9 protein-coding genes are annotated in these 13,659 nt (G+C 29.2%); 5 read left to right on the top strand and 4 right to left on the bottom strand.

Annotated elements, in window-relative coordinates:
* Positions 1-5: 5 nt before the first annotated feature.
* Positions 6-185: a hypothetical protein gene (locus tag AB0T67_RS02005; protein WP_369218928.1), complete on the top strand. Its 180-nt coding sequence runs from the start codon at positions 6-8 to the stop codon at positions 183-185.
* Between the two features lie 359 nt (positions 186-544).
* On the opposite strand, the gene AB0T67_RS02000 is transcribed toward AB0T67_RS02005, so the two are convergent.
* The gene (locus AB0T67_RS02000) at positions 545-1,210 is read right to left on the bottom strand and encodes an energy transducer TonB (protein ID WP_369218927.1); all 666 of its coding nucleotides are present in this window, start codon (positions 1,208-1,210) and stop codon (positions 545-547) included.
* Between the two features lie 270 nt (positions 1,211-1,480).
* Positions 1,481-2,905 (bottom strand): ATP-dependent DNA helicase, encoded by a 1,425-nt coding sequence (locus AB0T67_RS01995; RefSeq protein ID WP_369218926.1) that lies wholly within the window; start codon positions 2,903-2,905, stop codon positions 1,481-1,483.
* Between the two features lie 101 nt (positions 2,906-3,006).
* Between AB0T67_RS01995 and AB0T67_RS01990 the strand changes: the two genes are divergently transcribed.
* Positions 3,007-3,747, top strand: a complete 741-nt coding sequence (locus AB0T67_RS01990; RefSeq protein WP_369218925.1) for a hypothetical protein — start codon at positions 3,007-3,009, stop codon at positions 3,745-3,747.
* 185 nt (positions 3,748-3,932) lie between these two features.
* A complete protein-coding gene (locus AB0T67_RS01985; RefSeq protein ID WP_369218924.1) occupies positions 3,933-4,472 on the top strand; it encodes an RsmD family RNA methyltransferase in 540 nt (179 codons plus the stop codon).
* A gap of 419 nt (positions 4,473-4,891) precedes the next feature.
* On the opposite strand, the gene AB0T67_RS01980 is transcribed toward AB0T67_RS01985, so the two are convergent.
* Together AB0T67_RS01980 and AB0T67_RS01975 are read right to left on the bottom strand one after the other, a co-directional pair.
* Positions 4,892-8,104 carry a type ISP restriction/modification enzyme gene (locus tag AB0T67_RS01980; protein WP_369218923.1) on the bottom strand — a complete coding sequence of 1,071 codons (3,213 nt, stop codon included), beginning with the start codon at positions 8,102-8,104 and terminating at the stop codon, positions 4,892-4,894.
* A 366-nt stretch (positions 8,105-8,470) separates the two neighbouring features.
* Entirely contained in the window at positions 8,471-10,090 is a 1,620-nt protein-coding gene (locus AB0T67_RS01975) for an ABC-F family ATP-binding cassette domain-containing protein (RefSeq protein ID WP_369218922.1), read from the bottom strand.
* Between the two features lie 186 nt (positions 10,091-10,276).
* On the opposite strand from AB0T67_RS01975, the gene AB0T67_RS01970 reads away from it, so the two are divergent.
* Both AB0T67_RS01970 and AB0T67_RS01965 read left to right on the top strand, forming a co-directional pair.
* Positions 10,277-11,638: a hypothetical protein gene (locus AB0T67_RS01970; protein WP_369218921.1), complete on the top strand. Its 1,362-nt coding sequence runs from the start codon at positions 10,277-10,279 to the stop codon at positions 11,636-11,638.
* A gap of 171 nt (positions 11,639-11,809) precedes the next feature.
* A complete protein-coding gene (locus AB0T67_RS01965; RefSeq protein ID WP_369218920.1) occupies positions 11,810-13,654 on the top strand; it encodes a DEAD/DEAH box helicase in 1,845 nt (614 codons plus the stop codon).
* Positions 13,655-13,659 lie beyond the last annotated feature (5 nt).

Below are 13,659 nucleotides of genomic sequence, written 5' to 3'. Positions count from 1 at the left end.
TCAAAATGAAAAAACAAGATATATCTAAAGACACAAACATAAGCCGTGGAGAGGCTTTAAAGAAAATGGGAAAATACAGTAAGTATGCAGCTTTAACAGCTATTGGTACTTATATTGTATTAAACCCTCAAAAGGCACAAGCAGCTAGTCCTGCTGGACCTGAAGCTCCAGGTACAGCTTTTTAATAAAGCTTTTATTTAATCTTTATTTATCTCCAAGAACCGAAGTTCTTGGAGATTTTTTTTTGGTATGATTATTGATTATATCTTTCAAATTTAATTAACAAATATGGAAAACTATTTACAAAATGTTTCAAATTGTTGATGGGAGAATTGTTAACCTGAAAAAGAAAAAAACTCGAAGCTTGCTAACTTCGAGTTTTATTTTTTATCAAAATAAGAGTTCATTTAAAACCTTTTATCTCTAGAAAATCGAATTCGTTAAACTGAATTTATTTCAGTTTCGCATCCTGATTTTCTGTAATTCTTTTTTTTTTTATCTAAAAAATACTTTATTTGAAATTTAAACAGGTTCTAAATATTGATTATTTTAATAGAAACTCCATATGAAAGCTGTAAAAAACATTTACTTTACTACCTTCATGCTCACCTGGAATAAATTTAGGAAGTAATGAAATAATTCTTTTTGCCTCTTCCTTTAAGATATCACTATTATCACAGGCTGCTTTAATAGCTTTTATTTCGCCAGCTGTATCAATTATAAAACTTACTTTAACAATCCCTTGAAGTTTATGGATTATAGCATTTGTAGGGTACTTTAAATTATTATCTATATGATTTGCTATTTTTTTATTAAAGTTATCAAAAGAATCCTCTTCTTTTTTATCTGAAATAAACAAAGGAATTTGATCAACATCTACAACTGAAATTATTTTTTTTGTTTCACTTATAGATAAAGCAATATTTTCTATATTGTTTTTAATTTCTTTAATTTTAACAGGATCAAAAGAAGTTTTATTTAATTGAAAATTTCTTTTTTTACCTCTTTTACTTTTAACTAACCTTCTTTTTTTTATAACAACAAAATCTTTATTTAATTTTTCTTTTTCTTTAACGTCTGTTGCACATTTATCTACTGTTATTATTTCATTAAAATCTACTTCATTATTATTTTGATCAGAAAGACAAACTTTTTGACCAAAAGTATTTTGAAAAATAAAAATAATTAGTATTAAGATTAGTTTTTTCATAGTATTTTTTTTGACGTTTAATAAGCTCTTTTTTGTTTATTAGACAACAAGATAAAATAAAAGTCACATACAATGTTAATAAAACGTTATTAATTCACCTTAAAAAAATCTAAACTACTATAAAGTATATTTATTTTTAATCTTTGATAATAAGACGTTAAGGAGGTTAATCTCAGTAAAAATCACTACGAGTTGATATTTAATAGTTTGTTTTTCATTAAAAAAGACTATTTTTTTTAAAATAAAAATTATTTAATATTTGTAATAAATTTAATCTAAAAAATAATCATCTTGAAACCCTATTAAATATAATTTATTTTGAGCTCTAGTAATAGCAGTATATAACCAACGTAGATATTCTACACTTTGTCCGTCTGGCAAATAAGGTTGTTCTATAAAAACGGTATCCCACTGCCCTCCTTGAGATTTATGACAAGTCATAGCATACGAAAACTTTACTTGAAGTGCATTAAAGTATTTATTCTTTTTTACTTCCATAAACTGTTTATATTTAGTTTCTCCAGCAAAATCTTCTTTTACAGCTTCGTATAACTTATTAGACTGTTCGTAAGTTAAAGAAGGGCTTTCACTAGAAAGGGTATCTAATAATAAAACGGTTTCAAAAGCAGGCATATCTGGGTAATCAATCATACGAACCTCAACTTCAGCAAATTTAAAGCCGTATAATTCTTTAATTGAATTGATTCGCATTACTTCACAAATATCTCCATTGGCTATAAAACCTGCGGATGAAGATTCTTTTAGCCAGAAATAATTATTTTTTACAATCATCACATAATCACCTGTAGAAATTTCGTTTTCTTGTCCACGAATTTTTGTTCTAATCTGATCATTATATTGATTTGCTCTTTTGTTAGACCTTACAATAAAAGCGGTGTCCTCTACTCCAGTATCACCATCATATGCTGTAGTAATAGCATCTTGTATATCGTAACTATCTTCTAATCGAATAATATCAGGATAATTTATATTAAATTGAAAATCAGTAGTATTATATTGTATCAACATACGCAAATCAGTTGCGTTGGCTAAAATACCTGAGTTTTGCTCTTGACGTACTACTTCATCTAATTCAATTTCGATAACATCTTTATTAAAATCAATAGAAAGTCTATCTGACTCTAAAGCAGGGCTTATCGTTAATTTTACAGGTGGTAGTTGGGCTGTATCTCCTATAAAAACAAGTTTACAGTTTTTACCAGAATATACATATGAAATTAAATCATCTAATAAAGAACCATTTTCAAACAATTTTGAATTTTGTTGTGCATCAGAAATCATAGAAGCTTCATCTACTATAAAAATGGTATTAACATGTTTATTAGGTTGCTTTACAAAACTCATTCCGCTATTTCCTTGTTTTTTAGCGAAATAAATTTTTTTATGTATTGTAAATGCTTTCTTTTTAGAGTATCCTGAGATAACTTTCGCGGCACGTCCTGTAGGCGCGAGTAAAACTCCTTTTCTATTTGCTTTTTCTAGATTATTAACAACTGTACTTATAATAGTTGTTTTACCTGTACCAGCATACCCTTTTAATATAAATAAGGCATTATCGTTGTTATCGAATATAAAACGGGCTAATTTATCTAATAGTAATTCTTGTTTTAAAGTGGGTTGATATGGAAAATCTTTAAGAACTTCTTTTGTAAATTGTCGAGCAGTTTCTATCATAGAATAAATATTGGCAAAGATAAATCTATTTAATTAATAAATATTTTTATGATTGAAAAAAAATTGTAGATTTGCGTATATCACATATTAAAACAAAAAAAATGAATTTATTATTAATGATTTTAGCAGCTACTGTAGTTGCAATTCTTTTAGCGTTGCTTATCGTTAAGTTTGTACCGTTGAAAATTAGATGGTTAGTGTCTATTTTGTTATTAGGAGCTACGGTTTTTTTAACATATAAAATTTACTCTGGTATTATGGAACCTATCCATTTTGCTAAGGAAAAAGAAATAAGATACGCCAAAGTTATTACAAATTTAAAATTAATTCGTGATGCTGAAGTAAAGTATATAGAAGTTAATAGGTCATATACTGATAATAAAGACTCTTTAGTTAACTTTATTGAAAAAGGACAACTAGTTTTAACACAAACTACAAATGTTGAAGAAAAAGTAGATAGAGGTGGTGGAATTTTCGTTACTGTATCTAAAAAACAAGTTGATACGATTGGTACTGAGCCAGTATCAAAATATTTTGCTGGTAAAGACTACAAAGGAATGTTTAAAATTCCTGGAACTGATAAAGAATTTAAATTAGCAACTGGTAAAGTTGAAAAAGTAGCTGGTTTATTTGTTCCTGTTTTCGAAGTTAAAGCTGATAAAAAAGATATTCTTAAAGGAATGAGTAATTCTTTAGTAAAACAAGAATTAGAAGCTAAAGAAACTGACCAAATTAAAGGAGCTTTTGTTTCTGTAGGTTCTTTAGATGACGTAACTACTGGTGGTAACTGGCCTCCTTCTTACGATAAAGCTGAAATTATTGCTAATAATAAAAAGCACTAATATTAATAGCGATAAATAATATTTTTCGCAAATAAAACAAAATCCATCCAATTAATTTTGGGTGGATTTTCTTTTTATAAAAGATAATACTTCTTTTTTAGTATCAAAATTAAACTTCTTTTACTATATTTAGAATAGTAAACAGTTTTTAAATTAAATCATTTTAATTTTATCTTAGTATCCTCATGAGAATTATTTCAGGAAAATATAAAAGCAGAAGACTTTCTGCACCTAAAAAATTGCCCGTACGACCAACAACCGATATGGCGAAAGAATCTTTATTTAATATTTTAAATAACGATTATTATTTTGATAGTATTGCTGTATTAGATTTATTTGCTGGTACAGGAAATATCAGTTACGAATTTGCCTCACGTGGTACTTTAACAATACATTCTGTTGATGCAAATTTCGGATGTGTAAAATACATGAACGAAACAGCAAAAGAGCTTGATTTCGACATGAACATCTATAAAAGCGATGTATATAAGTTTTTAGAAAAAACAGCTTTAAAATCGGATGTTATTTTTGCTGACCCACCCTATGATTTTGACCAAGATAAATTTTTAAAAATTGCCGATTTAGTTTTTGAACGTCAGCTTTTAAATGAAGATGGTACATTAATTATTGAACACGATAAACATACCGATTTAACTCAGCATCCTAATCATAGTTACGACAAGCGTTATGGTGGTAATGTGTTTAGCTTTTTTAGTAATGACTAATTTTAAACTGTCATTTCGAGTGATTTTAATGACTGGAAGGAATTAAAATTGTATCGAGAACTGACAAGTTATTTGTGAATTTTTGTAATAAAACAATAAAAAAGGCGAACCGTATGTGTTCGCCTTTTTTTATGGTTTTATAAATATAATTTTTAACATAGATTATTTGGGCGTTACCTAAAGGTCGGGCTTTACGCACTCACTCTTTTTTTGAGAAAATTCAAAAAAGGAGTTCAAACAATTGCTTCAATCCCTAACGCAAAACAAGTAGCTATAAAATTTAGAACTTATTTATTTTATAGCATAAAACCAAATCCATCAAAGGGATTTTATTTCAGTTTCGCATACTGATTTTCCGTAGTTATTCACTTTATGCGATGCTGAAATAAATTCAGCATGACGTTATTTTATCAAATATTTTATTTCTCGTCATTTTCTATAAAATCAATCAAATCAATTTCTTTCATTATTTTGTCGGTTTGTGTTAAGGCTACGATAATTTTATTATAATGAAAAATATCTTCGTAATCTAATTCTCGTCCTTTGCGGTCTTTTAACCACTTTTGAGCAGGTTGATAACCACCAATATAAAACTCCCAAGCAACTAAAGGAACATTATCAAAATAATTGATATCGTTTATCCAAACTTTTCCGTGTGTATCGGTTACAGCTTCATAACCAATATCGGTTTTTGTTAATTTTCGAGTAATTATATTATCGCCATCGCCTAAATATTGCGTAATTGCATCTTCTACAATGGGGCTTTCTAATAAATGAATTTCACGTATTTCTCCGCCTAATTTTACCAAGTCCCAAAATGTTTTTTCATCTTTAGGAAAAGGAACTCTAGGGAAATCTATCTTTAAAAATTCTTTGTAGGTTTCTCTATAATTTGGCGAGTGTAAAACGGCATAGATATAATCTAAAACATCAATTGGGGCAAAAGTTTTTGCGGTTTCTTCTTTCTCATTCGTGAATTTTAAACCTAATTTTCGAGCTATTTTTTGGATGATTTTTTTATCTAAATTGGGAACTCGTGCTATTGCTTCTCCTTTTTTATCTTCAGAAAAAATATCAGTATCTTTTTTTTCTTCGGGATATAAATATAGAGGAGTAAAATAAGTACCGTTAATATCCATAGATATAGCTGTAGGTATTGATTTTGTTATTAAAGAATGGTTCCATGTAACTTTAACTATTTTAGCAATGTTTAAAACTAGATTGTCTTCATTAATGTTTTTACCAACGTTTTTTCTTGTTCTGTCAACAAAATTATCATTGTAATAAATATACCTTTCATCAAAAGGTCTGTATGTAAGTTTTCTTATTTCTTCTTCTTTAAATTTTTGTTCTTTTTTGATTACGGATTTTAGCTCCCAGTGTTTAGATTCTTTTATATTATATTTATTAATAACATCGGTTAGTTCTTCGGATTTAAAAATATCAGTCAAACGGTTAATTAAGTCGGTATAACAAAAATCAACAACTAAATCATCTCTATGTGTTTGAACTCCAATTGTTGATTTTATAAATAATTCTTTTACTGAAAACCCTTTATTATAGTTATCTTCAGCTTCAAAATCTTTTTGCACCATAAAATAATTGGGTGCTTTGTTGGGCAATTCAACAAAATTTATTGATTTTAAATTATTATCTTTTAAAAAATCATATTTAAGAGTACGTTTTCCGAATAAATCATAATGAAAAACTTTTGCTAATTCATTTGGTTTTTTCTTTCCTGTTTTAATAAGAAACGTAATTGCTACGCCTTGCATAATATCAAACACATTTTGGTCGGGCGAACCATCGGGGCAGGTTTCTTTTTTCTTTGAATTTCCGTGTAAATCTATGGTATAAATTTTATCGTAGGTTTTTAATAAATTCCAACGCATTCCTCTAAAAGTTGGATTGTCTAAAAAACCATGCGGATTGATAAAAGCTAAAACACCGCTTTCATTTTTTTCAATAAAGTGTTGCCCAAAACGCATAAATTTTACATAATCATCATTTATCCATTTCGGATTACGTTCTTTTAATTTAATTTTTCCACCAGGTTCTTTTTTATAATCTTGCATTAAATCCATAATCCAGTCACTTTTATTAGAACTTTCCCCACTATACGGCGGATTTCCAATAATACACATTACAGGTGCATCTCTTTTAATGGCATTTGCTTGGTCGGCTTCATCGGCTAACCAGCTACTAAATAACGTCCCGCTATCTTTGTGAGCTTCTTCTAAACTATTGGTTAAAAATATATTAAAACGCTGGTTGTCTTTGGGTTTGTAGCCAGTTTCTGTGAGTAGCATATCCATTTTAAGATGCGCCATTGCATAACTTGCCATTAACAATTCAAAGCCATTTAAACGAGGAATTAAATCTTTAGAAACGTAGTTGCTCCAAATTCCTTGTTGTCCTTTAAATTTTTTGTGAAGGTGTTTTACAACCTCAGCTAAAAAAGTTCCTGTACCAGTTGCGGGGTCTAAAATTTGTACTTTGTGAACTTGTTTATCGACTTCTTTATAACCGCTTTTAAAGTTTTTATTAGCAATATCTGTTTTTACTCTGATAGTTGTTTTACTGGTATCTGCTAAACCTTTCGAGAGTTTAAATTCTGATTTTAGCACATCGTCCACTGCTCGAACAATAAAATTAACCACAGGTTGCGGTGTGTACCAAACACCACGAGCTTTGCGCAAAGCAGGATTGTATTCTCCTAAAAACGTTTCGTAAAAATGTACAACAGGGTCTTCTTGTTTGGTGCTTTTACCGAAATTTTTCATGATGTCGGCAACATCGGAAGCTAAAAATATTTGTACTAATTCATCTACAATCCACGCAATACGGTCATCTAAATCGAAGCCCGCAATATCTTGAAAAAGTTTACGTAAAAACGGATTACTTTTAGGGATTAATTCGGCAGCTTCTTGTCTTGAAAAATTTTCTAATGTTGGGTCGTGATATCGGGCAGCAAACATTCCGTAAGCGATTGTTTGTGCATAAATATCGGCAAAAGCTTTGTTATCAATATCATGAATTAACATTTGTTGAAACGACAACATTTGCGATTTTATATTCGAGCGATGTTCGTTTTGGTCGTCTTTATCTAATGATTTTTCAATGATATTCGCCATTAATTTGGCTTTACCCGCCATCATTTGCGCCAATACGGTTGGCGACTTTATGGTTTGCGATACTATTTGCGCAAAGTTTTTTATCAGTTGTGTAAACTGTTTAAAATTTTCAGGGATTCCAACAATTTGCTCATTTTCAATTTTAGCGATGGCAATTTTTGTGGTTAATTCACCATTTATATAAAACTGAAATTCTAGATAATCGGTAAACGCTAAGTTTGTTAAACCAGCTTTGTATCTGTCGAATTGTTCTTTTAGGGTTTTACTTTTTAAATCAACACCGATATCTTTAGCTTCAATATACCCGATAGGAATATTTTTACGTGTTAATACGTAATCAGGCGCACCACAGGCAACTCTTGCGGGTTCGTTGGTTACTAAAACATCGGGCAAAATTGCCATAATAAGATTTTGTAAATCGCCTCTGTAAGAGTGTTCTCGGGCATTACCAGTTATAAAAAGTGTATTTATTTTGGTAATGTATTCTTGTATGGTCATAGCGTTTTTTTTCTAAGCAATTCAAATGTAATCAAATAATTATTTTGATTTTCTTTAGAGTTTGTTTAAACTTCATTTTAAAAAAATTCCTGTTCGGGTATTCATCTTTTTCATAGAAAGCACTCTTTATTTTTACGGATAAAAGTATTATTTTATATGTAAAAATCATCAAATAAAGATGTAAAACTAACATAAAATTAGATTAACGGATTGCCTAGCCCCGATTGAAGCATTTGTTTGAGCTCTTTTTTGTTTTTTTCAAACAAAAAAAGCGAGTGCGGAAAGCGGGAAATTGCTTCAAAAAAAAGCACAAAAAAAGGAAGTACAATTATTGCACTTCCTTTTTATAAATATGTGGTAAAAATATTATGAATACATTTTCTTTCTTAATTCTTTAACTTTTGGGTCAGCAAGATAATCATCAAAAGTTGAATACTTATCAATTACACCTTTTGGCGTTATTTCAATAACTCTGTTTGCTACGGTTTGTGCAAACTCGTGGTCATGAGTAGAAAATAAAACCGTTCCTTTAAAGTTAATTAAAGAGTTGTTTAATGCTTGAATAGATTCTAAATCTAAGTGATTTGTAGGTTCATCTAACATAACGATGTTCGCTCTTGTCATCATCATTCTAGATAACATACAACGAACTTTTTCCCCTCCAGATAAAACATTACTTTTCTTTAAAGCTTCTTCTCCAGAGAAAATCATTTTACCTAAAAATCCTCTTAAAAATACTTCTTCTCTTTCTTCTTCAGTTTGTGCGTATTGGCGTAACCAATCTACTAAATCTAATTCTCCATTTTGGAAAAATGATGAATTATCCGAAGGTAAATACGATTGCGTAGTTGTTACTCCCCAATTATATTTTCCTGAGTCTGCTTCTTCGTTACCTGATATAATTTGATAAAAAGTAGAAACAGCTTTCGAACTTTTAGAAATAATTGCAACTTTATCTCCTTTATTTAAATTGATGTCAACATTAGCAAATAATGGTTCACCTTCAAATTCTTTAGATAATCCTTCGATGTTTAAAATTTGGTCTCCAGCTTCTCTATCTCTATCAAAAATAATTGCAGGATAACGACGACTAGAAGGTTTAATTTCATCAACATTTAATTTATCTATCATCTTCTTACGAGAAGTAGCTTGTTTAGATTTTGCCATGTTTGCAGAAAAACGACGAATAAATTCTTCTAATTCTTTCTTTTTGTCTTCTGACTTTTTATTTTGTTGCGCTCTTTGTTTTGCCGCTAATTGACTAGATTCATACCAGAAAGTATAATTTCCTGAAAAATGATTAATTTTAGCAAAATCGATATCAGAAATATGTGTACAAACAGCATCTAAAAAGTGACGGTCATGCGATACAACGATTACCGTGTTATCAAAATTAGCTAAGAAATTTTCTAACCAAGCGATTGTTTCAAAATCTAAATCATTGGTAGGTTCATCCATAATTAATACATCAGGATTACCAAATAATGCTTGTGCTAATAAGATACGTACTTTTTTCTTAGAATCTAAATCGGCTAATAAAGTATAATGGTCTTCTTCTTTAATACCTAAATTAGATAATAAAGTTGCAGCAGCAGAATCGGCATTCCAACCATCCATTTCTTCAAAACGAACTTGTAACTCGCCTATTTTCTCTGCATTTTCATCGGTGTAATCGGCATATAAGGCATCAATTTCCGATTTAATTTGATATAATTCTTTATTTCCTTTTAATACAGTATCTAAAGTAGTAAACTCATCAAAAGCATAATGATCTTGCGTTAAAACAGACATTCTTTTACCTGGTTCTAAATGAACATGACCAGATGTTGCCTCTTGTACTCCTGATATAATTTTTAAAAAAGTAGATTTTCCTGCTCCATTTGCTCCGATAATACCGTAGCAATTTCCTTGTGTAAACTTAGTATTTACTTCATCAAACAAAATACGTTTACCAAACTGAACTGATAAATTAGAAACTGATAACATTTATAGTTTTTTTTAATTCGAGTGCAAAAGTATAAAATATACTTGCGTAAAAAGAATTTGCAAGGAAATATTTAACACATTACATTTGATGCCGATAATTCGTTTTAACAACGAATTAACAACGAAACTATGAAGATTTGTTTATTTTTGAACAGAATTCTTTATAAAGTTAATAACTACTAGCGTATGACTAAATATATAACTCCCTTTATATTAATTTCATTATTTATTGGATGTAATATACCTAAAAAACCAGAAATCACTTATTTTGGAGGTAAAATTATAAATCCGAAGTGTGGTTATATTACTTTATCAGACAATTATAAATTTAACGATACTATTTATTTAAAGAAAGATAATAGTTTTTTAGGCTCTTATAAAAATTTTAAAAAAGGATTATATGTTTTTGGACATGGTCCTGAACATCAATATGTTTATTTAGAACCTAAAGACAGTTTACTTTTTAGATTGAATACTTGGGATTTTGATGAATCGTTGGTTTTTAGCGGAAAAGATGCAGAAAGAAACAACATGTTAATTGAAGCTTTTTTAGAAAAAGAAGAAGATGAAAAGAATTTTTATAGACTTTATAACCTTTCTCAAGATAAATTTTTAAAAAAAATTGATTCTATAAAAAAAATTAAACAAGAAAAACTTGTTTTTTTTAAGGAAAATGCTAAAAATAAAGTATCAAAAGAGTTTATAGAAATACTAAATATAGCTTTACTATATCCTGTTTATACTTATTTAGAGCAATATGCTATTCATAACTTTACTAAAAAAGTTCCTGAAAAATTAGTACCTTCTTATTTTGATTACCGTTCTAATATCAATTCAAAAAAAGATTCTTTAATTTTTTATAGTCCTTATTATGCTTTAATGATTGATAAATTATATAATGATGTATATCTTAAAGAAGGCAATTCTGAAAACTTTACATTAGATTTATTAAATAATATTAATTCAAATATTTCTTCTGAAGAAATAAAAAACAAACTGTTATATAATACTGTTATTAGTCATTTTTTTAAAGAACCTAATAGTCAAGATAAAAATAAAACATTTTTTACTTTCTTTAAATTAAATACAGATATAGACCAGAAGAAAAATATTCAACGTTTAGTTAATGACCTTAAATTATTAAATAAAGGCCATAAACTACCTCCTTTTAAGTTAATAAATGCAAAAGGAGAATTAAAAAGTATATCTAAAATTATAAAAGGTAAAAACGCAGTTATTCTACTTAAAGATAACAAATATGCTTCAGATGACTGGATTGCTTCAAGAACTAACTATTTGATAAAAAACAATCCTAATATAACCTTTATTGTAATCAATTTATGCGATACATCTAATAAATACACCAAGGAAATACCTATTAAACATCAATATACACTACCTAAAAATAGTAAAGTTTGTGATTTTTCTACAAGTAAGTTTCCACGTATGGTACTAATTGATAAGCAAGGTATTATCAAAAATGGATATACAAGTTTATCAGCTAAAAACATTAATACAGAGGTAAGCAATTTACTAAAAAATAAATAATATTTGTTACTTCGTGTAATTTAGCGTAAATTTGCGGGATTTTATTCTTGTATTAGAATAAAGTTTAGATTATTAACTACCAGATTATTAGCCATATAATCTATTGTCCAAATTAAAAATCAGATTTACAGATACTGGCATCTGCGAATCTAAAAGAACACAGACGTATATATGTCAACATTTTTAGATTTAGGCTTAAAAGAGCCTATCAACAAAGCATTAACAGATTTAGGTTACGAAAAACCAACTGTAATTCAAGAAAAAGCAATTCCTCAAATTATTTCATCTACGGCTGACTTAAAGGCATTTGCTCAAACAGGAACAGGTAAAACAGCCGCATTTAGTTTACCTATTATAGAGCAAATAGATGCTTTAGATAAAAATACACAAGCTATTATCTTATCTCCTACTCGTGAACTTGCTGTTCAAATAGGAAATAACATTAAAGATTTCGCTAAATACATACCAGATTTAAAAGTGGTAACCGTATATGGTGGTTCTAATATTGAAGAACAAATAAGAGGCTTAAAAAGAGGCGCTCAAATTGTTGTAGGAACTCCTGGAAGAACTGTCGATTTAATAAATCGTAGAGCTTTAAGATTAGGAAACGTAAAATGGTTAGTTTTAGATGAAGCTGATGAAATGCTTAACATGGGGTTCAAAGATGAACTTGATAAAGTATTAGACGCTACTCCTGAAACAAAACAAACTTTATTGTTTTCAGCAACTTTCCCAAGAGAAGTAGAAGCAATTGCTAGAAACTACATGGATAACCCTGTTGAAATAACATCAGGAGAAAAAAACCAAGGTTCTGATAACGTTACTCATGAGTATTATGTAGTAAACGAAAGAACTCGTTACCAAGCATTAAAAAGAATTGCAGATGTAAATACTGATATTTACGCAATTATTTTCTGTAGAACAAGACGTGAAACTCAAGAAGTAGCTAACAATCTTATTAAAGATGGTTATAGTGCTGATGCGTTACATGGAGACTTATCTCAACAACAAAGAGATAGTGTTATGGGTAAATTTCGTAAGAAAACAATTCAAATTTTAGTTGCAACTGATGTTGCTGCTCGTGGATTAGATGTTACTGAATTAACACACGTAATTAACCATAAATTACCAGACCAAATTGAAAACTACAATCACCGTAGTGGAAGAACTGGTAGAGCAGGTAACAAAGGTATTTCTGCTGTTTTAGTTAACAATAAAGAAAAAGGTAGATTACGTTCTATTGAGCGTATTATCAAAAAGAAATTTGACGCTAAAAAAGTACCTACTGGAAAAGAAATTTGCCAAAATCAATTAATGCATTTAATTGAAAAGGTAAAAGCTACAGAGGTTAACAACGAACAAATTGAAGAGTTTTTACCTAGTATCTATGAGAAATTAGAAGACTTAACTAGAGAAGAATTAATTCAAAAGTTTGTTTCTTTAGAATTTAATAAGTTTTTAACTTATTATAATAAATCTGATGACTTAAACGATATATCTAATAAAGATAGTTCAAGAGCTAGAGCAACAGATGAAAACATGACTCGTTTCTTTATCAACTTAGGTAGAAAAGATAAATTAAATCCAGCTACATTAATTGGATTAATTAACGATCAGAAAATTGCTGATAAAATAGAAATCGGAGCGATTGATATTTTAGATACTTTCTCTTTCTTTGAAATAGATAAAAACTTTGAAAAAGAAACTCTAGAAGCTTTTAGCGCTAATGGTGCTGATTTTAACGGAAGATCTGTAAACATTGAAATTACCAAATCTAATCGCGGTGGCGGTGGCGGAAGAAAACCTCGTGGTGGTGGATTCGGTGGAAGAAAACCTCGTAGTGGTGGAAGTGATAGAGCACCTAGAGGAAGAGCTCCTAGAGATAGAGACTCATCTTCATCTAGTAGAAGTGGTGGTGATTCAAGAAGGCGTAGCGATACAGGTTCTTCACCAAGAAGAAGTAGTGGTGATGGTAATGCATCTTCAGGTTTTGGAAGAAGACGTAGTAGAGATTAATTTCT

The sequence above is a fragment of the Tenacibaculum salmonis genome (assembly GCF_041053065.1).
In the GTDB taxonomy this organism is placed as follows: Bacteria; Bacteroidota; Bacteroidia; order Flavobacteriales; family Flavobacteriaceae; genus Polaribacter; species Polaribacter pacificus_A.
The sequence above is the reverse complement of the archived record's forward strand: the minus strand, read 5'-3'. Positions and strand labels throughout refer to the sequence as shown.

Coding starts and splice junctions, on each gene's coding strand:
- AB0T67_RS02005 (WP_369218928.1), top strand. CDS start 6: ATGAAAAAACAAGATATATCTAAAGACACAAACATAAGCCGTGGAGAG.
- AB0T67_RS02000 (WP_369218927.1), bottom strand. CDS start 1,210: ATGAAAAAACTAATCTTAATACTAATTATTTTTATTTTTCAAAATACT.
- AB0T67_RS01995 (WP_369218926.1), bottom strand. CDS start 2,905: ATGATAGAAACTGCTCGACAATTTACAAAAGAAGTTCTTAAAGATTTT.
- AB0T67_RS01990 (WP_369218925.1), top strand. CDS start 3,007: ATGAATTTATTATTAATGATTTTAGCAGCTACTGTAGTTGCAATTCTT.
- AB0T67_RS01985 (WP_369218924.1), top strand. CDS start 3,933: ATGAGAATTATTTCAGGAAAATATAAAAGCAGAAGACTTTCTGCACCT.
- AB0T67_RS01980 (WP_369218923.1), bottom strand. CDS start 8,104: ATGACCATACAAGAATACATTACCAAAATAAATACACTTTTTATAACT.
- AB0T67_RS01975 (WP_369218922.1), bottom strand. CDS start 10,090: ATGTTATCAGTTTCTAATTTATCAGTTCAGTTTGGTAAACGTATTTTG.
- AB0T67_RS01970 (WP_369218921.1), top strand. CDS start 10,277: ATGACTAAATATATAACTCCCTTTATATTAATTTCATTATTTATTGGA.
- AB0T67_RS01965 (WP_369218920.1), top strand. CDS start 11,810: ATGTCAACATTTTTAGATTTAGGCTTAAAAGAGCCTATCAACAAAGCA.